Origin of the sequence: Enterococcus sp. DIV0756 (genome assembly GCF_051710745.1) — a bacterium.
In the GTDB taxonomy this organism is placed as follows: Bacteria; Bacillota; Bacilli; order Lactobacillales; family Enterococcaceae; genus Enterococcus_A.
The window spans coordinates 726,407-746,686 of sequence record NZ_JBIOLF010000002.1 but is presented as its reverse complement, the minus strand read 5'-3'; the positions used below and the strand labels follow the sequence as shown (position 1 = coordinate 746,686).

18 protein-coding genes and 1 pseudogene are annotated in these 20,280 nt (G+C 39.9%); 4 read left to right on the top strand and 15 right to left on the bottom strand.

The genetic code is table 11. From position 1 onward, the window contains the following. Positions 1-19: 19 nt before the first annotated feature. From IGI44_RS20035 to IGI44_RS19980, 12 genes and pseudogenes are all read right to left on the bottom strand, one after another. Positions 20-610, bottom strand: a complete 591-nt coding sequence (locus IGI44_RS20035) for a hypothetical protein (RefSeq protein WP_438789694.1) — start codon at positions 608-610, stop codon at positions 20-22. Positions 611-934: 324 nt separating this feature from the next. After that, positions 935-2,674, bottom strand: coding sequence for an ABC transporter ATP-binding protein (locus IGI44_RS20030; protein WP_438789693.1), 1,740 nt, complete (start codon positions 2,672-2,674; stop codon positions 935-937). A gap of 1 nt (position 2,675) precedes the next feature. Continuing rightward, complete coding sequence (locus IGI44_RS20025) at positions 2,676-4,424, bottom strand: ABC transporter ATP-binding protein (protein ID WP_438789692.1); 1,749 nt, start codon at positions 4,422-4,424, stop codon at positions 2,676-2,678. A gap of 359 nt (positions 4,425-4,783) precedes the next feature. Beyond that, positions 4,784-5,914, bottom strand: coding sequence for a glycerate kinase (locus IGI44_RS20020; protein ID WP_438789691.1), 1,131 nt, complete (start codon positions 5,912-5,914; stop codon positions 4,784-4,786). A 12-nt stretch (positions 5,915-5,926) separates the two neighbouring features. Then, entirely contained in the window at positions 5,927-7,408 is a 1,482-nt protein-coding gene (locus IGI44_RS20015) for a glycoside hydrolase family 1 protein (RefSeq protein ID WP_438789690.1), read from the bottom strand. A gap of 11 nt (positions 7,409-7,419) precedes the next feature. After that, positions 7,420-9,234 (bottom strand): beta-glucoside-specific PTS transporter subunit IIABC, encoded by a 1,815-nt coding sequence (locus IGI44_RS20010; protein WP_438789689.1) that lies wholly within the window; start codon positions 9,232-9,234, stop codon positions 7,420-7,422. Positions 9,235-9,370: 136 nt separating this feature from the next. Continuing rightward, positions 9,371-10,174 (bottom strand): MurR/RpiR family transcriptional regulator, encoded by an 804-nt coding sequence (locus tag IGI44_RS20005; RefSeq protein WP_438789688.1) that lies wholly within the window; start codon positions 10,172-10,174, stop codon positions 9,371-9,373. Positions 10,175-10,456: 282 nt separating this feature from the next. Then, positions 10,457-10,624 carry a hypothetical protein gene (locus tag IGI44_RS20000; protein WP_438789687.1) on the bottom strand — a complete coding sequence of 56 codons (168 nt, stop codon included), beginning with the start codon at positions 10,622-10,624 and terminating at the stop codon, positions 10,457-10,459. Further along, positions 10,617-11,060: pseudogene (locus IGI44_RS19995) on the bottom strand (zeta toxin family protein); the annotation flags it as partial. The pseudogene IGI44_RS19995 and the gene IGI44_RS20000, both read right to left, overlap by 8 nt. 111 nt (positions 11,061-11,171) lie before the next feature. Next, positions 11,172-11,906, bottom strand: a complete 735-nt coding sequence (locus IGI44_RS19990) for a hypothetical protein (RefSeq protein WP_438789686.1) — start codon at positions 11,904-11,906, stop codon at positions 11,172-11,174. A gap of 206 nt (positions 11,907-12,112) precedes the next feature. Continuing rightward, complete coding sequence (gene queG / locus IGI44_RS19985; protein ID WP_438789685.1) at positions 12,113-13,255, bottom strand: tRNA epoxyqueuosine(34) reductase QueG; 1,143 nt, start codon at positions 13,253-13,255, stop codon at positions 12,113-12,115. Between the two features lie 469 nt (positions 13,256-13,724). After that, positions 13,725-13,898, bottom strand: a complete 174-nt coding sequence (locus IGI44_RS19980; protein ID WP_438789684.1) for a hypothetical protein — start codon at positions 13,896-13,898, stop codon at positions 13,725-13,727. A 415-nt stretch (positions 13,899-14,313) separates the two neighbouring features. Here IGI44_RS19980 and IGI44_RS19975 point away from each other — a divergent pair, with 415 nt between their 5' ends. Then, positions 14,314-14,922, top strand: a complete 609-nt coding sequence (locus IGI44_RS19975; RefSeq protein WP_438789683.1) for a TetR/AcrR family transcriptional regulator — start codon at positions 14,314-14,316, stop codon at positions 14,920-14,922. Then, positions 14,919-15,689 carry a CPBP family intramembrane glutamic endopeptidase gene (locus IGI44_RS19970; protein WP_438789682.1) on the top strand — a complete coding sequence of 257 codons (771 nt, stop codon included), beginning with the start codon at positions 14,919-14,921 and terminating at the stop codon, positions 15,687-15,689. Before IGI44_RS19975 ends, IGI44_RS19970 begins: the two co-directional genes overlap by 4 nt. Positions 15,690-16,176: 487 nt before the next feature. On the opposite strand, the gene IGI44_RS19965 is transcribed toward IGI44_RS19970, so the two are convergent. The 3 genes from IGI44_RS19965 to IGI44_RS19955 all read right to left on the bottom strand — a co-directional run bounded on the left by IGI44_RS19965 (position 16,177) and on the right by IGI44_RS19955 (position 18,787). Continuing rightward, positions 16,177-16,974, bottom strand: a complete 798-nt coding sequence (locus IGI44_RS19965) for a Cof-type HAD-IIB family hydrolase (protein WP_438789681.1) — start codon at positions 16,972-16,974, stop codon at positions 16,177-16,179. Between the two features lie 208 nt (positions 16,975-17,182). Next, entirely contained in the window at positions 17,183-17,797 is a 615-nt protein-coding gene (locus tag IGI44_RS19960) for a YitT family protein (protein WP_438790303.1), read from the bottom strand. Between the two features lie 438 nt (positions 17,798-18,235). After that, positions 18,236-18,787 (bottom strand): helix-turn-helix domain-containing protein, encoded by a 552-nt coding sequence (locus IGI44_RS19955; protein WP_438789680.1) that lies wholly within the window; start codon positions 18,785-18,787, stop codon positions 18,236-18,238. A gap of 153 nt (positions 18,788-18,940) precedes the next feature. Between IGI44_RS19955 and IGI44_RS19950 the strand changes: the two genes are divergently transcribed. Continuing rightward, on the top strand, positions 18,941-19,654 hold the full coding sequence (locus tag IGI44_RS19950; RefSeq protein ID WP_438789679.1) for an AzlC family ABC transporter permease: 714 nt from the start codon (positions 18,941-18,943) through the stop codon (positions 19,652-19,654). After that, the gene (locus IGI44_RS19945; RefSeq protein ID WP_438789678.1) at positions 19,645-19,974 is read left to right on the top strand and encodes a branched-chain amino acid transporter permease; all 330 of its coding nucleotides are present in this window, start codon (positions 19,645-19,647) and stop codon (positions 19,972-19,974) included. The genes IGI44_RS19950 and IGI44_RS19945 overlap by 10 nt, the downstream gene beginning before the upstream one ends. Positions 19,975-20,280: the final 306 nt, after the last annotated feature.

Here is a 20,280-nt window from a genome sequence, read left to right as displayed (position 1 = left end):
GAGGCCTTACCAAAAATCTTCACTCATCCCGCTCTTCAAATTCCAGCAGATAATGATCAATCTGTCCGTTTTCTATGATCTTCATTTCGATCACATCCCATTCTTTATGGTTCAGGAGTTTTTGAACGAGACCGTTTTCAATCTCCGCTTTCGTTATTGACCCTACCTCATGATAGTCTATCTCAAACAGATCTTCGATTTTATTTCCTTCTTCATCTTCTTCATAACTTGAGTAAATGTCGTAATCGACCACAATCCTATTATTTTTTCGCGTATACCTCACTAATCGATCTACGCGCGCGATTTCATAGCCAAAATACCGCAACGCCTCTTCTATTTTTTCGTCATCCCATTTGTGATGAGGTTCGTTTTTTTCAAGAATTTGTTGAATGTCTTCTTTTTGTTCTTCAGTTAGTGATTCGTAAGCAATCTTACTTTGGATCTCTCCATCCGCATCATCTTTTTGTTCAACTTTATATAAAACGTTTCCATCTCGATCCAGTATATTGAACTTTGCTGCACTGTTACCGTTCAACAGAGTGATCCAGATCGCACGTTCAGGTCGATACCCGCCATAAGTTAATTGTGTTTTTTGATACTCTACCGTCACCTTTTCATCCTCCTTAACAACGTCTGTTTTTCCCGTCATTATTATACAATGAGGCGGGCAAAGCCGACTAGCGGATTTCAAGAAATAAAAACCCCAAATGCGATTGATTATTTAATAATTTGACTAAATTAGAGAAAGAAATTTACGATTTCTTACGTACAAAGCTCCTAGTTATTCAATAGCTATCTATTTTTTATCGATCGTCCAATTCATACAAAAAACTTCAAAATGACGCCTGAATTAATCGCGTCATTTTGAAGTTCTATTTACTATGTTAGATCTGGTTGAACATCTTCATTCAACCGCTGCTCTTTCATTTTAGAATTACGTCCTGCTGAATTTCCAATTCGTCGCTTCGTTTTGCATATCAACTAATTTATGGTAAAGCTCACAGGTGTGATAGATGTCCTGATGTGTACCCTTTGCGATGATTCGTCCTTTTTCCAATACAACAATCTGATCTGCCTTCATGACTGTCTTTAACCGATGGGCGATGACGATCACGGTCTTGTCAGCGACTAGATTTTTGATAGCCCGTTGCACTCCTGCTTCGTTTTCTAAATCAAGCGCGGCGGTCGCTTCATCGAGTAGAATAATTTCTGATTGTTTGATAAAGGCGCGGGCAATACTGATCCGCTGCTTCTCCCCACCGGACAACGTGGAGCCTCCTTCACCGACTAGCGTGTCATAGCCGTCTGGCAAGGCGCTGATAAAATCATGGCAATGGGCCTTTTTAGCAGCAGCGACTACTTCTTCAAAACTAGCCGCTTGATTACCCACACGAATATTGTTTAAAATCGTGTCCTTAAAAAGGTATACATCCTGAAAAACCATTGATAAATAGCTGTATAGATTTTCTGGATTTACCGTCTTCAGATCTTTGCCGCCAATTTCAATCACGCCTGCTTGAGCATCATAGAAACGAGCTAATAATTTTACGATCGTCGATTTTCCGCTGCCAGATGGCCCTACTAAAGCAGTCAAAGTTCTAGGCTGAATCGTCAAATTGATCTTTTGCAATACAAGGTCGTCCTTGTAGGAAAAGTCCACATCAGTGAACCGAATCGTATAGTCGTCCGTCAGTTGTTCCTTTCCCTGAACCTCTGGCTGATTGCGAATCGCCATGATTCGTTCCCCACTGATCAAGGCATAACGCATTTCCGTATAATTGATCATAAGTGTCGTGAAGGGATCGTAAATTCGACTCGCCACAACGATAAACACTAAGAAAACGGATTCTACCAACGTTCTTTGAGCCAGCAAATAGGAGCCCATAAAAACAAGAATCGGCAACCCCATCCGTAACAGGGAGATGGCGACCATGACTATTGGTCCTAATGCGCCTTCTATTCGAATCGATTCCTTTCGCAATGTATCAAAGGCTTGTTGGATTCTAGCAAACTGCTGTCCACCTAATGAATAAGCTTTGATTTCTCTAATGCCCTGCAAATATTCTTGAAGACGAGACGCACTTTCGACTTTTGCCTGGATGTGTCGTCCTCCTAGCTTATTCATCAAGATATTTGATCCCTTGACTACCAACAAAACGATCGGCAGCATGGCATACAAACAAAGTGTCATCCGCCAATCAATCAAGCACAATGAAACGAACGCTAAAGCCAGCAGAATAATCGCCGCAAGAGCTTGGGGCACTAAATGAGAAACTGCGGTTTCAAGTAAAGTGTAGTCTCCCAACATCATCGTAGTTAAATCACCTGGATCTCGACTATCTAGAAATCCCAGTGAAAGTTTTCTCAAATGGTTGGCTAATCTTGTTCGCCCCTTTTCGGAGACATCATAGGCAGCCGTGTACTGTCTATCATAGGCGAGTGTCGAAATTAAGACTTGCACTCCAAACCAGACAACACTGGCCAAAATCAAATAAAGATAAAGTTGCGTATTTAGAGTGCGATTTTGCTGGTAAGAGTCAAACAATTCAAAGATTCCATAAAAGGCAATGACCGCCGGCAACAAACGAGCAATGGATTCCAACGTTGCCCAAAACGTAGACTGAACCAATGTTTTTGGTTCTCCCGAGGTAATATTATAAATCAGCTGTTTCATTCTACTTTACCTCCCAATCTTTCGTCTCTGCATTGATCGCCCATAATTTTTGATAGAGGGAATTGTTTTCAAGTAATTCACTATGTGAACCTGCTGCTTGAATCGTGCCGTGATCACAAACCAAAATCTGATCGACATGCTGGATCGTCCACAGGCGATGCGCGATAATCAACACTGTTTTCCCTTTGACCAGCTCGCTGATCGCCTGCTGGATGTAGACTTCATTTTCGGCATCCGCATAAGCGGTCGCTTCATCTAAAACTAAAATCGGCGAATTTTTTAATAGCGCACGGGCAATCGAAATCCGTTGCGCCTCGCCTTTAGATAAGAACACCCCCTGCTCCCCCATCATCGTGTCATAGCCATTAGGCAACTCTTGAATAAACTCATCACAGCGAGCCAATTGTGCTGCCCAACGAATTTCTTCCATACTTGCTTTTTTATTTCCCATGCGGATGTTCGCCGCGACTGTGTCATTGAACAAGGTGACATCCTGGAAAACAAACGAAACATTTTTCATTAATGTATCGATCGTCGCCTCACGAATATCTGTGCCGCCAATTTTTATCGTTCCTTCTTCTGGTTTGTAGAAACGCAATAATAATTGCGCAATGGTGCTTTTTCCCCCACCGGAAGGACCGACTAACGCATTCATCGTATTCGGCTGCAGCTCAAAGCTGACTTTTTTCAGAATCCGATTGCCTTTGGTGTAGGAGAATGACACATCCTTAAATGAAATACTGTTTCCTGAAAACGTCGACGCATTTTCCTTTTCGCTTACTGGTGCCTCTGCAAAAATTTCGTCCACGCGTTTCACCCCTTCATTGACGTTGCTAAAGGTCGAGGCTGCATACATCAACTTCATGAAAGGACTAGTCGTTCCAGAGGCTAAAATGATAAACAGCATCACCGTTAAAGACAATGTTTTATCCTGCGGACTCTGACTAATCAAAAAGGCCCCTAACGGCATGACGAACAAAACAACGGATGTTATTAAAGTGGTAAATAAAACATAACCCATCCGGAAACCATTGGACCAATCCATGACCAGTGTTCGATAATCCTTAATGCTTTGATGGAATCGTTTAAAGTTGCCGACCGATAATCCAAAGACCTTAACTGCTGGCATTGCACGTACATATTCCACGCCATTACTATTCATCGCTTCCAATGCGTCATGATACTCTTTCACTCTATTGTTCTTCATTGTTCTTCCCATCATAAGGGCATACATGCCAACTGCTAGGAAAAGCGGAACTAGCGACATTAATCCTAATCGCCAATCAATCGTCAACATCAACACAATATAAATTACAGGAAAAAGCAAAGCAGAAACAATATCGGGAATCTGATGGGCAATGAAAGATTCCATCTTCTCCACACATTGATCAATGATTTTCATTAACTGTCCGCTGGTTTTTTTGGTAAAGTAGCCCATCGAAACTTTGGACAAATGTTGCAGGATATCCATTCGAATCTCATACAAAATATCAAAAGCAGCAACGTGGGAACACATCGATGAGCCATACAATAGGACAACACCTAGCAGCACACTTCCCATTGAAAGCAAACTCCAATGAATCATTCCACTAGCTGAATAATCTCCCACCATCAGCAACTCGATAATCTTATAAATACAATAAAAAGGAATAAACTGTACCACCGTCGAAATCGTCGCTAAAATCCCTGATACCGTCAATAATCCCCTCTTCTTTTTGATGTAGTGAATCAACACGGATTCATCCTTCATTTATCTAACCCCTTCCTTATTTCAAACCAAAAAACGACCTGAGAATCCCTATTGATAATGAGATTCATTCTCATTTAACCATTATTTATGATGTATTTCAACACTATTCTTATCGACAATCATTGAATATTGTGTTTTTTGATGCTTTTTACAGTGGAATGAACAGAAAGTGACTTTACCTTAGTTTTTGTTTCGATGCAAAATTACTTTATCTAACAATTCCATTGCAAATTATTTTCATCTAAATTACCCGTAGCACTCTTTTAGCGGAAAGAACAATTTATGTAGAATTCATCTATTGCAAAAAATAGGATCCTAGGAAAATTTATTCCTAAGATCCTATCAATCAAAATTATTGTTTAGCGTTCCAATAAATGAACTATACGTCCGATATCTCTACCTATTTCTTCTGCTAAAAAATTCGTATTCCTCATTGATTCTTCTAAAGACAGCGGACCTCGAGGTAGGCTCAACACCAAGTCAATTCCCACAGCATAATTCTCAGAAGTGACCTCACTACCGTCACCGACGACAGCAAAAACTTTTTTTCTATATTTTTTTGCTAGACGGGCAACGATGGTTGGCAGCTTTCCAAAAGCAGACTGCCGATCCATCTTCCCTTCACCTGTGATCACTAGATCTATTTCTGCTAATTTTTTCTCCAATCCCAAAATATCGATAATGTACTCAGCACCGGAAATAAATTGCGCATTTAAGAAGTACAAAAAGCTGATCCCAATACCACCTGCTGCTCCAGTTGAAGGAACTGTCACATAGTCCACACCATACGTTTCTTTTAACTTCTCCCCGTAGTGAGCGATATTTTTGTCTAAACGCTCCAAATCCGAGATGCCTTTCTGTTTACCGAAAATCATGGTTGCTCCAGTTGGGCCTGTTAGTTGATTTTTTACATCCGAAAGTAAAATGATTTCTTTCTCTTTTATCTCTGGGATCAAGTTCGTGTCATCAATTTGAGAAATCGTATGGATTTCACTCGTTCCAAAAGCAATTTCATCGCCATTGCTTTTTTTGAACTGAACTCCTAGGGCCTGCATCATCCCGATACCCGCGTCATTTATGCCGCTTCCACCAAGTCCGATAATCACTCTTTTTACTTGCGGATATTCTGTCAAAATATTTCTTAACATGACCCCGACCCCATACGAAGTAGCTGCTGTTTCGGGTTTGTCATCCGATAAAAAATGGATTCCGGCAGTCTCGGCTACTTCCAGGACGACTGTCTCTTGGTTTAACAAAACAAAATTTGCTGTAATTTCTGTTAAATATAAATTCTTTGCACAGATACTTTTTCGCTCACCTAAACCGTTTTGATAGAAGGCTGCAGCTGTTCCTTCTCCACCGTCAGCAACAGCAAATGAAACGATCTCAGCTGTGGAATCTATCTTTTTGATACCAGAAGCAACGGACTGATTCAGTTCATTGGATGTTAGGCTTCCTTTGAAAGAATCAATGGCTATCAAATATTTCATGACAAGAACTCCTTATACTTCAACAAGTGGTTTTAACGCGATACCATTCGTCGCAATTATTTCTTTATACCAATAGAAGGAACTTTTTTTATAGCGTTTATAGGAGCCTCGACCAAAATCATCAACGTCCACATAAATAAATCCATACCGTTTTTCCATTTGATTGGTAGAATTTGAAATCAAGTCAATGCATCCCCAAGAGGTGTAACCAAGTACTTCCACCCCATCCTGATTGATGGCTTCTGAAATTTGCACAATATGATCATTCATATAGTTGATCCGATAATCATCTTTGATTATGCCGTCAATCATTTCATCCTTGGCACCTAATCCGTTTTCCACCACAAAGAGGGGTTTACGGTAACGATCATATAATTCAATCAGAGAAATCCGCATGCCTAATGGATCGATCTGCCATCCCCAGTCAGTTGCTGAAAGATAGGGATTTTTGATTGTTGTTGCGGTATTCCCTTCATTGATATCTAGTCCCGTTTTATCAAACGCTGAACAGGAAGAACTGTAGTAGCTAAAGGAGACAAAGTCAACAGCATTCTCTTTCATTATTTTAAAATCGTCTTCTGCTACAGCCAGTTGAATCCCTTCATTTTCATAACGCTTCAATAGATAAGCGGGATATTCTCCGAAAACCTGCGTATCAGAAAAAGCAAAGAGCTCCCTTGCATCTAATTGTGCTGACAAGACATCTTCTGGTTTTGAAGTAAGTGGATAATATGTTTGTTTGGTGATCATACAGCCGACTTGAGCACCCGGAATCTTTTCATGACAAATCTTTGTAGCCAACGCACTCGCGACAAATTGATGGTGCATCGCTTGATAGATCGCTTGCTGATAACTTTCTTCGTCTGTGAAATGATCGCGAATCAATCCACCGGACATGAATGGATGGCGAATGATACTATCAATTTCATTAAACGTAATCCAATACTTCACTTTCTTTTTATACCGTTCGCAAATCACTTCAACATAGCGGGTGAAAAAGTCGATCGATTCGCGTGCCGCCCATCCGTCATATTTCTCACTAAAGTACAGTGGTTGTTCATAGTGACTCATGGTCACTAGTGGCTCAATCCCGTATCTTGCCAGCTCATCAAAGACCTCATCATAAAATTTCAAACCAGCTTCATTCGGTACCAACTCATCTCCATTTGGAAAGATGCGTGACCAAGCGATAGACAAACGAAAGACTTTGAAGCCCATCTCAGCAAATAGCTTGATATCTTCCTTATAATGATGATAAAAATCAATCCCGTGGCGTTTAGAATAATAAGTTGTATCTTTAGATTTCTTTGCCGCTTCGATATCCTCCGAAGTGATATTCCAATGTTGGCTCATGTTCGTTTGGTCGACATTCGGTTTGAATAGACAAACATCTGCGACGCATAAGCCTTTACCGTCACTGTCCCATGCGCCCTCCATTTGATTAGCAGCAGTCGCGCCGCCCCATAAAAAGTTATCTGGAAAAGGTTTACTCATTTAAAATCCCTCTACATTTCTACTGATAATACAGTATCAGCAGTATTTTTTTTACCAAAGGAGAAATCGGTGACTTCATTGACCGATGAAGTAAAAACGACCATTGTAGTCGGATCATAACCGGCATCAATAATACCCGCCAGATTAAAATCAATCAACGGTTGCCCTTTTTTGACGGTATCACCTGTTTTAACAAGGGCATCGAACATGTCCCCTTTTAAATTTATCGTATCTAAACCAATATGGATCAAAAGCTCTAAACCATTTTCACAGGTTAATCCGATTGCGTGTTTGGTATCAAAGACCATCGTCACTTTTCCCTCAATAGGAGAGATCAAGTGTCCATCTGTAGGAATGACCGCAAACCCTTCACCCATCATTTTCTTTGAGAAAACCTCATCGTTTACTGCGGATAAGTCAATAATTTCGCCATTCACAGGTGTTGGAATCGTTACTTTCCCTGCCTTCTTAACTGGGATATCCTCTGGTTTGAAGCCCCATACATACGTAATGATGAAAGTTGAAACAAAGGCGATCAGCATTGTAATCAATGCGTGAATCAAATTCATCGGATTTTCCCCGATAAACACAGGCAGTAAAGCGATCCCTGCTCCCCCTGCCGAATAACGAACCAACCCAGAGAATCCTGCATACGCACCTCCGATAAGACCACCTGCCATAACAGAAAATAGAATACTTTTTTGTTTGATCGTTACGCCGAACATTGCCGGTTCAGTGATACCCAATAAAGCTGTAAAACCAGCCGAACTAGCAATCGATTTTTGTTCAGGGTCTTTTGTTTTGATTGCAACGACTAGAGATGCTGCACCTTGTGCAATGTTAGAAGCTAATGACCCAGGTCCTAACAGCGTTTCTGAACCTGTATTCGCAATTGAGCCTAACCAGAATGGTGCCAAACTCCAATGCATCCCAGTCATTACAAGTAATGGGAATACCCCACCAATGACTGTCGGAACAATCCATGAGCCATAAGCATTCAAGCCTTCGATCAACCCAGCCACGACATTTCCGATCAAATTTCCTAATGGCGCCAGAGCGAGAATGGTAATAGTGGCTGTTACCGCGATGACGACTAACGGTTTCAAGAAATATTTTAAGAAACTAGGAATAATCTTTTCACTGATTTTTTCTACGTAAGACATTAACCATGTAGATAACAATGCTGGAATAATCGTGCTGCCGTAGCTAACCAGCGTGACCGGAATACCTAGAAATGTCAGCGATGTTCCTTCGCCAACTAGCGTTGTAAAAGTCGGGTGAATCAAGGTTGCTGCAACGACCATTGCCAATACCTGATTCGTCTTGAATTTCTTGGCAGCGCCATAAGCAACAATCACTGGCATGAAATAAAATGCCGCATCAGCGATAAAACTTAACATCACATAGGTGTCGGATGTATTGCTCATCCATTTAAGGTTAACGAACAATGCTAAGAACGCTTTCAATAAACCGGCACCTGTCAATGCTGGAATCATCGGCGTGATCGCTCCAGAGATGATTCCGAGTACTTGATTGAACCAGCCTTCCTTCGGTCTCTCACTATCATCCGAATGAATCTCCCCGCCCAATTCATGGTTGATTGCTTGATAGGCTTTAGGAACTTCCGTACCGATAATGATCTGATATTGTCCAGAAGTACGGGACAAGCCCTTCACTCCTTGGATTTTTTCTACCTGTTGATCATTCGGAATCTGACTATCCTTCAAAACAAAGCGTAAACGGGTGGCACAGTGACTCAATTCAAGAATGTTTTCTTTTCCACCAACTGCTGCAATAATTTCTTTTGCCGAACTTGTGTAATCCATTTTCTTGCCTCCAAATTTTTCGAATAAGTTCTATTTCTTGCTATCAGTATACTGAGGATTTTTTCTTAAAATGACTATTTTCAGATTCTGAAAACGATTTTTTCTCACAAAAAAACTGATTCCTAAAAATAGGGAATCAGTTCGGCTTATTCTTCACGTATTTTTCGTAATAAATCAGCGTAATCAAATTCACCAGCAGCAAGGAATCTAACGGGTGAGCGGAAAAGCTATCCGCATCAGTCGGCAGCAGAATCGCTTCGTAAACGTATTTTAACTCCTTGACGGCTTCATTTTTTGTCACGACATATATTTTCAGTTTCTTTTTATCACTAATATTTGCAAGATACTCTCTTACGTAGTTGCCTGATAAGGAAAAGATTATGACCAACAAATCCTTTTGTTGATTCTCAACAAAATCAATCTGCTTGCCGGGATCTAATCGAGTCTCAATAATCTTTTTACACCTGAACAAGTTGTTTTGCAACATTAACGAGACCGTCTCCATATGCATCGCACCAAATGTCACGACTTCTTGATAGACATACAAATCATCTACTAATTGATTTAGCTTGCTCATATCAACCGCTTGCGCTAGCTGATCGATGTCATTTTTGACCGCAGAAAAATAATCCTCAACGATATTGTCCGTCTTCTCCACTGTATGATACTCGTAACGAGGCTCGGTCGATTTTTGCCGATTATTGATCAATGTCCTCAATTCACCAAAATTATCTAAACCGATCTCCTTAACAAATCGACTAATAGAAGCAATCGATACATTTGTCTTACTAGCCAATTCCTTGATCGAAACATCCTGCAACTCATCCATATGAGTCAGGATGTATTTCCCAACGATATAATAAGGCGAATCCATATCCACCCGATTTAAAAATGCATATAATGCTACCCCTAGTCCATAAGGCCCGATCATCTGTACCATCTTGTTCTCCTATCAGCTTTTCTTATATTATACCTTTCTTATAGGTTGGATTGGTGTCAATATTATCGAACTCACGTGATTTTTTGTTTAATTAAACTAAAATACTTTTTATCGAAAAAGCTTCCAGACGAATCGCTTGCTTAAACATACAAAAAAGACAAAGAATTTAATCGTACGAATCCTTCGTCTTTTTGTTTTCAACTATTTCATAAAAATCTTCAAGCAACCAATTGTTTAATGGAGGCTTCTATCTCTGTCCCAGAAAAAAATAAATAGAATCGCTTATTTTTCTTTATCAAGACCAATTAATTCACGTTGTTTTCGGTTGGACTCATCGCCAATATATTTAAATACTGTCTTAATTTCTCGGACAGTCGCCTTATTTTGGAGCTCTGAAAAATTACGATTGTACTTGATCATAATCGCCTCTACTTTTTCTTTCTCAGTCATATAACATCTCCTCCAATCCTTCTCTTGTATATTTTATTGGTAATGCAAGTTCAATATTCTCTATATCCATAATCGAATCTGATATTTCATTTTGAAAGTTTTTGACGAAAATGTTAAAGATTACCAAGTCTTTATACAAATCTTTAATTTTTAATAAATTATCTCGTGATTGGAAAAAAGCATTAATAAAGCGCTCTTTGGGAACATACCTTCCTTCAATCTTCTCACGTTTTTTGGTAAACTCCCAAGCAACTAAAGGATCTTGGTAAACGTAGTATATTAAAACATTATAATCCCTCTTCAAGGCTCTTTCAATATTTGACTTAACCTTAGGAGTCGCAAATGTACCATCCAATACAAAACTATATCCTTTTTTTAATACTAAATCTAACGAAGCATCAACCAAAAGTGTTGATCCTCTCTGAAATACATCAGAATTATTGCCTTCTTTTTTACTGCAAAATACCTAAATTATGTCTTCCTTAATCCGTCATTGTATTCCATTATTATACATACTAGCTTGTTGATGATGTTTTATTCAAGATGATTAATAAATAAATCCAGAATAGTGCTTTATATTTTCATCCTTAATCTCTTTACTAAATAATTGATTATTATTATCAAGCTCAAAAATTTCTTTCAGCGATAGGTTAACATGTTCGGAGTAATCAGACTCTTCAATCAAACTTTGTTTGTTCAATGTGGAGAAAAAACCTGCTTTATTATAGGCTCTCTCAACAAATTTTTGGATACCTTTTTCAGGTGAAACATATAGTCGTCCATTAAAAGAAACCAACGTTATATCGTTGCAAAACAGTTGTTTCCAAGTATGCTTCCAATTATGTAAAAATCCTTCAAATAGACGAGCTTGAACCTTTTCACTAGCATCTTTAATTTCTTTCTCTAAAAAAACTGACTCCATAGTTGCCCAACGATTTATCACATTTCCTGTGACACTTATAATTTCATCATGAAATTCAGTATCAAATACGCGTTCATAAAATCCTTTTGCAAATGAATAGTTTTCTATAGTACTCTCTGCAATAGCATCCGCTGTGTAAATAAAATCATGATCAAAATCCCCTGTGTGACCTATAATCGAAAATACTGGAACAGTTTCAACGTTAATTTCTTCATCATTTTCTATAGATAGATTTTTATCCACATAATAAGTGGCTCTGAATTGAAAAAGGGGATCCTCTAATTCCACTGATGCTGAGGGAAAAATAATAGAAAGTTCAACATAACTGAAATCTGTTTCGTAAACGTCTAATATATCCATAATAATACTCCTCTTATTAGGCATTCTGGATTTATACTGATAATAGTTTAAAATCCAGTACCTGTTATTAATATAAGAAAATTATACCAAACGTATGTTCGTGTTTCTACAGTGATTTTAAAACAAGAGACAGAGTTCTCCAATATATTTTTATCCTCTCAAAACAAAAAGACCGAACACCATAACTCGTGTTCGATCCCTTAAACTCAACCAAGCCTTTCCAAAACATTCGTTATCTCAGTCAAAACTTCTGAATCCGTTTCAGTTTCCTTCAATTCCTGCAACAGCCCTATTGTTTCTTCTGGCGCTTTCTTTGTCAACTGCCCCAATGCCCAGACTGCGGTGCCGCGAATAACTGGACGCTGGTCTTGTAGACAGGCTTGGATTTCTGGCAGTGCTTCTTTGCCGCCAAGATTGGCTAACGCAATCAGCGCATTGCGCTGCACCGGTTTTTTCCCTCGCCAAGAGCCGGCTAGGTATCCGAATTGTTCTTTGAATTCGCGATTTGAGATGGACAGGAGCGGTGCTAGTTTTGGATGGACCTCATCGATTTTGGGTTCCATCTCTTCGTGAAAATGAAAATCTTTGCCACGATTATATGGACAGACGAGCTGACAAATATCGCAGCCATAAATCACATTGCGCATTTTCTTACGATATTCCTCCGGCATCATGCCCTTGGTTTGAGTCTGATAGGAGAGACATTTCTTGGCGTTCATTCGCCCGTCTCCCAATAAGGCACCGGTTGGACAGCCGGTAATGCAACGTGTGCAATCGCCGCAGCCGTTTGGCACTGGCTGGTCGGGTTCAAATTGGATGTTGGTGATGATTTCGCCAAGATAGACGAATGACCCGTATTCTTCGGTGATCAGCAGGCCATTGCGGCCGATAAACCCAAGACCTGCGCGTTGCGCGACGGCCACATCCACCAGCTCACCTGTATCGACCTGCGGAGCAAATCGCCATTCAGCCTGAAGCTGTTCCGTCTCCGCCTGTTCTTTGATAAAGGCAATCAGCTTCGTCAATCGTTCTTCTAATATATGGTGATAATCCGTTCCCCACGAAGCACGGGCAAATTGTCCGCGTTTTTCATCACGGGGAACTTTTTCGTGTATTTTAGTCGGATACGCCAAAGCAATCGCAATGATACTTTTGGGATCTTCAAAGGTTTCCTCTGGATACAGCCGTTCTTTGATATTTTGATGTTCAAAACCAGAGGTATGACCAAGCGCGCGCTGCTCCAGCAAGGATTCCTCCATATAATCAAAAGGATCAGCTGTTGTAAAGCCGATTTTATCAATCCCAAGCTGCTTACTTTCAGCGATGATCCGTTCTTTTAAAGTTTGCATGGTTCCACTCCTACTTCGTTTTAAAGGAAATCATTTTTTAAAAACCAAAAAATGAGTCTGGTTCTCATCACGTATGTCTTTCTACTAGACCTGCTAAAGCAGGAAGTAGAACTGAAATCCTATTTCGTATTAAGGAATTCTTTTTTCTAAAAACCGAAAAATGAGTCTGATTCTCTCCACGTATGTCTTTCTACTAATCCTGCTAAAGCAAGTAGTAGAACTGAGATTTTAGCACGAATTTACAGGCCTTACTATATCACATGTTCCCTACTAGCAAAAGAAATCAACTGTTTGCACGGAAAAGTATGTCTGGTATTTTTACATAAGACAATTACAATTAAAAACTAGCGTTGAATGCCTCGATTGCTGCTTAGATTTTCATCGAAGCACATTCTTCCTCCAATGTAAAAAAACAATCATCCATCAAGTTGATTGCCTTTCATACTAATCATTTTTTTATTAGCCAGCGTTAATTCATCGCAAACAAATAGTTATTAATGAATGCTTTAGTCACCACATCAAATTCTTCTTTGCTTAATTTATCCGAGTAGTCCAGCCGATATAGCGCCTGGATCGGGGTAACTCCAACCGTCTTAAATTGCCGCTCCATTTGTTCAAGCGCTTCTTTTTGTCGATCGTTCATCTAGTTCATGCTCCTTCTACACCTCTTCTATCCATCATATCAGCAAACTCCTACAATTAGAATCTTTTTCACATATTCATGGAAGAACCAATAGAGATCGCGCGCTGATCCTCTCCCGAAGAATGAAAAATCCGTCTTTTTGTGGAGGTAAAAGTCGTTCGGCACCAAGTTGTAAAAAAGCTATGAGCAACATACGATCCAAACTTTTTACTCTAAGTATTTAGCCAATCAACGAGTCGTTTCTACCATCTTTCGCTTGATTCCTTCAAAGTCTCTCTTTGAATGTATTGATAGGACAGCGCTTATTTAGAACTTTACAGTCAAAATAGACCTAGTATACTTTAAATTGACTAAAGGATATAAAACGAGTCAGAATAAACGCAGCAATTACAACGATCTAACAAAGGAGAATTTTATGCCAAAAATAGTCACGGAAGAAGAGAAACAACGCGTAAAAGATGAGATGTATACTGAAACGATTCAATTGATCAAGACAAAAGGAATAAAGAAGATCACCGTGGAGGATATCATTCAGGCAGTCGGCATTGCCAAAGGAACTTTTTACAACCATTACTCTTCTAAAGAAGCGCTGCTCTTTCATGTGATCCAAAAAAGCGAAGAAACACTTTTAAACGAGGTTCTGGCAATCGATTATCAGAATGGGGATTTTCACAAAAAGATCCAATGGGCCCTCAGAGAAATTTATCTGGCCCCGTCCAGTATCGCCCTCTATATTCAGCCAGAGGACCTGTCCTCATTGATGGTTAAACTGCCGAAGCAAATGCAAGCAGTTTTCGAAGAAAAGCAACAGCGAAACTTTCAGCGAATCACTGAGCTTTTCGCTCTTGATCCAAAAGATTCTCACGTCTTCGGAGTTATCTCGTACTTGATGGATTGTCTCCATTTTACCGCGACAAATGTTGATTATGGCGATCAGGCACGGCAAGCATCCCTAGACATCCTAATTAATACGATCGCAGATTTTTTGACAAAAAAACAAGAACAAAAAAGGAGAGACGAATGAAAACACAAACAATTAAATCCTACCTACTTTCAACTATAATGATCTCTTGGGGCTTCTGGCTCGCCGCTGCCGGTCTGACTCATTTTGGGAATCTGCCTTTTTCCAATCCCTTCGTCATGATCCTGTTTATCTTAGGCGGGATATCCCCAGCCTTCAATGAACTTCATCTTAAAAAGAAGACGAGCACACCAGAGGACTATCGTGCCTTCAAGAAGAATATCCTTCAATTCAAACAACCCATCCGGGTCTATCTATTAACCATCGGGATCGCTTGGCTGTTCTGTGCACTTCCTGTCTTACTCGGCGGAAGTGTTCAAAAGCTTCCATTATATGTCGCACTGCTTGAATTCCCCATCATGATCATTGGCGGAGGAATCGAAGAAATCGGTTGGCGCGGCTTTTTACAGCCAATGCTGCAAAAGAAATACTCCGCACTGATTTCGGCTGGTTTAGTGAGCGTCATTTGGACATTTTGGCACATTCCTTTATGGTGGATCAAAGGATCGAATCAAAGCTCGATGAGTTTCATTTGGTTTACGCTAACTTGCTTCAGCCTGTCGATTCTGCTGTCATTTATTTGGAACAACTACGAAAGCATCTATCTGTGCATCCTCTTTCACGCGGCAATAAACGCTTTCTGGGATGTCTATGTCTCGAACAATAAGCTTCTGCCGACAGTGATCCTTTTGGGGCTATGCGTGATCTTCTTCGTTCTGACGAATAGACGGATTCAAAAATACCCAAACAAAATCGATGCCTATGAATAGCAGGCATCAATGAAGATCAACCCAAGGAAAAATCCCCGCAGATAGTCGCTTAAATGACTATCTGCGGGCTTTCCCTCTGTCTTGAAGTCCATCGTGCCGATCATTTCCTGTTGCCTCTTTTAAGTGTTTGAAAATTTTCTGACACGAGCGATGCCACACTGAAATAGTTCTCAAAAAAAAGAGATGCCAATATCCATCAGCTATCTCGCATAAAATCATTCAGTTCTTCGCCCTCCAACATCTATCCTATGTATCATTCTTGTTCTTCTAAACCGTTATCTCAAAGACCCCCTTCTTCAACACCCGCTATCCCCTTCACTTAGAAGGATCACATCGGGTTCTTTTGTCCGTTTCTTCAAATAACCAATATCGTATAAGGATGGTAAAACGATCAAAAAAGCCTTACCCCAGCCAGAGTAAGACTTTTGACTTTTCGTATTTAGTGAATGGCGTCCTCTTTTTATCAGGGCTTGTTGGATGCTTTAGCCTATAGCTGCGGCTGTTTTTCAATCAAGCCATTTGCTAAACAGTAGTGATAGATGCCCTCTTCTGCGACATGTCCGATGACTTCATCCGCGATTTCCTTTAAATCCTCTGAGGCATTGTCCATGGCTAAGCCCCAGCCCACCGCTTCGAGCATCTCAATGTCATTATTTCCATCTCCGAAAGCGATCGCTTGGGACTTATCAAAGCCATAATATTCCAGCATTTTCTTAATCCCAGTTCCTTTGCCGCTGCTTGTGGGAATAATATCCACCGCGCGATCCCACCAGGCAGTAATCTTCGAAGCTGTGGTATGTGCCATGACCTCCGCATACTCCTCTTTACGGGCGCCTAACATCAATTGAAAAATTTCCTCGTTCTGGATGGTCGCGTCAAAATCCTCTGAGACAATCACCGGTTGGTGAGCAAAAGAGAAATACTCCGCTAGATCCGCGTCGTTGCCGTTAGTAATCGTCTGCTTGCTGGTTGCAATCGCTACTGGACGATTCAAGGCCTTCGCATTTTCAACAATCTGTTCTACGTCGTTTTGAGGGATCGGATTTTTATAGATACTTTCTTTTTGGTTAAAGCAATAGGACCCATTAAAGGTCAAAAAAGCGTCAAATGTCAGGCCATCAAATTGAGGCAACGCGATCGGGCTTCTGCCTGTCGCAATGCATAAAATAATATTCTGCTCCTTCAGCGCTCTCAGAGTTGCTAGCATCTGCTCTGAAATTTGTTTCTTCTCCATGTCAATCAAGGTTCCGTCTACGTCAAAAAAAATAATCTTTACGTCATTCATCCTGCTCCACCTTCTCCTACTTACTATTTGGCGTTTCTATACGTCTGCTTGTTTCTCAGGTTGTTTTTGTTCCAGTCACTCTTCGTTTCGAAACAATTTTCCCATATGTCAGCGTTTTTTTCTGCAATAAACACAAATTTATTACAAATCCTTAACTTCTCAACCGCTGAGAACAAAGGGACACCAGCTAACCAAAATGCCCGCTTGCTTATTGGTTTGACTCTATTTTTTCGATCTTTTGAAGGAGCCATTTCCGATCAATGGCAGCATACAGCTGCATAGAGATGGTCATGATGACGATCGACAGCGTAGCAAATAATCCATCTAGCGGTCCAAGTATATAGAAATTCAACAGAACAATCACAAGATTCGTCAGCAACAAGCCTCGATGGGTAGGAATGCTAAAATAGCGCTCCAGAATAATCGGCGGAATGGTCACTCCGCCGTTTGACGAGCCTGACTTGTACAGGAAAAAAACGCCCAAACTAAATAAGGCACTCCCTAAAACTAATGAAGCTCGGTGAGAATAGAGTACCTGCGAGAGTGGAACGACTCTTAAAAATACCGGAAACAGCAGGCTGCCTAGGAATACTTTTGAAAAAACTTGTCTGTCTAGCAGCAGATAAGTCAATGCCAGCATGGACAAGTTCATCACCCAAACAGTAAGATTACGATCAATGGCCCACTGTAGCTCAAGCAAATGACCAATCGCGCCCACCCCCGCAGAAGCAATCTGATGCGGCAGCAAAAAGAAATTCAAGGCCACAGAAATAATCGTTACACCGATTGAAATTTTTAACACCTGTACAATTTTATTGATGATCCTCACCCTCTTCTCTTTAGTGCATCAATCGTAGCATGCATACGAATGATCAGAGGGTCATTTTTTTCAGTGGAGGATGAAATTTTTAGTGAAAAAAAATTTTTAGCTCATTCCCAAATAATTGGGGCGGAATACGATTTTGCCCCGAATATTTGGCGATAAAAAGCTTCAAGAACCTCGCTTCACCACTGGTTGGTATGTTTTATATTAACACCATAGCCTCGAATAGGTTGAGCAATGTACATAATGAAGCCACACAAGAATGTGATCCATACGAATGATTCAATAATTTGTTTCTTCAAAGCCACTCTCCTGTTTTCGTTTTATTTGTTAATACAAAAGTTAAAAAGAACGACTCGTAGGAGCTACGAGCCGTTCCAGCAATCATTTTTTCGTTTTTACTGATTAAGTATTCCCTATCCTCGTACGTCTTCTTTATTACTCAGGATAATAATTAATAACCATGAACGTTGCCAATCGATTCTCTTTGTTTGAGTATGTATGTTCCACTGATGAATCAAAAGACAGTGAATCCCCTTCATTCAAGATATACTCGCCATTCTCCGTATTCAAAACCAATTGTCCCTCCAACACATAAATATACTCCTGTGCTTTTATTGAGTGCCCGATGGATTTATTTGAAGAATTAGGATCTAGTTCACAGAAAAATAGTTCAAAATTTCGTGTAGAAGAGGTTTTGTAGTAACAGTACACACGGTACGCTTTTGATTCTCCAGTCTGTGGGACGATTCCTTCTCTATGGACTATTTTCGCATCATCCTCAATCGCGTCAATCAAACTGGTATAAGGAACATTTAATCCGTTGGCAATTTTCCAAATAGTATTGATCGTGGGATTACTGCCGCCTTTTTCGATATCCGATAGCATGGTTTTACTTATTCCTGATTCAGTCGCCAATTGTCCTAAACTAAGATTTCTTTCTGTTCGTAATTTTTTTAAATTAAAGGCTATTGTTTTCCCTAAATCCATCTCAATCGCTCCAGTCTCTTATTGACAACTATAACGAACAAACGTAATATATACTTTACAAAAAGATATATCGTTCATTCGTAAGTTATACTGTTCAAAAACTATTATATTTTAGCCGTATGCACATTGCAAACCCCAGAAGGAGTTGTTTTTATGAAGTTTCTAGCATTAAAAAAAGCTTTTCCTTATACACTCCCCATATTATTTGGCTTTCTTTTTTTAGGGATGTCCTATGGTTTCTTGATGGTAAATAAAGGTTTTTCGTTTGTTTATCCGATGCTCATGAGCTTATTCATTTGTGCGGGCTCAATGGAGTTTTTAGCCATCACCTTATTACTCTCTGCGTTTAATCCCGGCTATGCATTTGTGCTCACGCTCATGGTGAATGCACGTCATTTATTCTATGGCATTGCTATGCTTGAAAAATACAAAAACCAAGGAATTAAAAAGTTTTACCTGATCTACGCTATGTGTGACGAATCGTTTTCCATCAACTGCTCAACGACCCTCCCTCAAGAAGTCGATGAAGGCTGGTTCATGTTTTGGGTCACAGTACTCAATCATTTTTACTGGGTTATGGGCGCAACATTGGGTGGACTGCTGGGCTATGTCATTCATTTTAATGTGAAAGGCATTGAGTTTGTTATGACTGCCTTATTTTTGGTCATGTTCCTTGATCAATGGCAGCAAAATAAGAAGCATTTACCAGCTATCGTCGGCTTGATCTGCTCTTTACTATCCTTGATTCTTTTCGGAGGTCAACAGTTTATTATTCCAGCTATGCTGCTGATTGTGTTAAGTTTTGCCATCCTTAAACCTCGCTTTGATCAAGATAAGAAGAAGGGAGAGAACAAGACATGGACTTGATAGAAATTATTCTTACCATCCTGATCGTTGTCATCGGTACAATGATTACTCGCTTCCTACCGTTCATCATCTTTCCGGCAAATAAAACACCACCAGCATTTATTCAATATTTGGGCAACGTCCTTCCCAGTGCAGTAATCGCCTTATTAGTCATTTATTCCCTTAAGGTCTCTTTCGCTGGAAACTATTACGGATTTCCAGAAGTGATTTCAATCGCCTTCATCGTTCTTCTTCATAAATGGAAGAGAAATACCCTCCTGAGCATTGGATTGGGTACCATTTTCTATATGATTTTAGTTCAGAATTTCTTTACAGCTTGAGTTCATTCCATAGTGAATGGGCTTTTTTTATTGCTGAAAAATCTATTCTTTTGTATCGAAAATCTACGTGAATTCTAGATTATCTTCATTACACACTTCCCTTTTTTTGAAAGCTTAATGGATTTGTTTTCTTCTTTATTCATTAAGAAATCCTTAAGCTAAATAAAACTTTTGGCTTTATTGAAGAACGTTTTCTTTATAAAAACATTGGCAAACCAACCTTCCTCCTTAAAGCCTAAAACCCAAAATGTGTCAACGCGGACAAAATTGCATAGGGCTATGAAAATTACCGCCCTCTTTCATTTC

Bases quoted from the DNA above. Each gene is read 5' to 3' on its own strand.
- IGI44_RS20005 (WP_438789688.1), bottom strand. From the start codon at position 10,174: ATGGTACAGATGATCGGGCCTTATGGACTAGGGGTAGCATTATATGCA.
- IGI44_RS20025 (WP_438789692.1), bottom strand. From the start codon at position 4,424: ATGAAGGATGAATCCGTGTTGATTCACTACATCAAAAAGAAGAGGGGA.
- IGI44_RS20010 (WP_438789689.1), bottom strand. From the start codon at position 9,234: ATGGATTACACAAGTTCGGCAAAAGAAATTATTGCAGCAGTTGGTGGA.
- IGI44_RS19970 (WP_438789682.1), top strand. From the start codon at position 14,919: ATGAAAACACAAACAATTAAATCCTACCTACTTTCAACTATAATGATC.
- IGI44_RS20000 (WP_438789687.1), bottom strand. From the start codon at position 10,624: ATGACTGAGAAAGAAAAAGTAGAGGCGATTATGATCAAGTACAATCGT.
- IGI44_RS20020 (WP_438789691.1), bottom strand. From the start codon at position 5,914: ATGAAATATTTGATAGCCATTGATTCTTTCAAAGGAAGCCTAACATCC.
- IGI44_RS19990 (WP_438789686.1), bottom strand. From the start codon at position 11,906: ATGGATATATTAGACGTTTACGAAACAGATTTCAGTTATGTTGAACTT.
- IGI44_RS20015 (WP_438789690.1), bottom strand. From the start codon at position 7,408: ATGAGTAAACCTTTTCCAGATAACTTTTTATGGGGCGGCGCGACTGCT.
- IGI44_RS19945 (WP_438789678.1), top strand. From the start codon at position 19,645: ATGGACTTGATAGAAATTATTCTTACCATCCTGATCGTTGTCATCGGT.
- IGI44_RS20030 (WP_438789693.1), bottom strand. From the start codon at position 2,674: ATGAAACAGCTGATTTATAATATTACCTCGGGAGAACCAAAAACATTG.
- IGI44_RS19980 (WP_438789684.1), bottom strand. From the start codon at position 13,898: ATGAACGATCGACAAAAAGAAGCGCTTGAACAAATGGAGCGGCAATTT.
- IGI44_RS19955 (WP_438789680.1), bottom strand. From the start codon at position 18,787: ATGGATTTAGGGAAAACAATAGCCTTTAATTTAAAAAAATTACGAACA.
- IGI44_RS19975 (WP_438789683.1), top strand. From the start codon at position 14,314: ATGCCAAAAATAGTCACGGAAGAAGAGAAACAACGCGTAAAAGATGAG.
- IGI44_RS19965 (WP_438789681.1), bottom strand. From the start codon at position 16,974: ATGAATGACGTAAAGATTATTTTTTTTGACGTAGACGGAACCTTGATT.
- IGI44_RS19950 (WP_438789679.1), top strand. From the start codon at position 18,941: ATGAAGTTTCTAGCATTAAAAAAAGCTTTTCCTTATACACTCCCCATA.
- queG (WP_438789685.1), bottom strand. From the start codon at position 13,255: ATGCAAACTTTAAAAGAACGGATCATCGCTGAAAGTAAGCAGCTTGGG.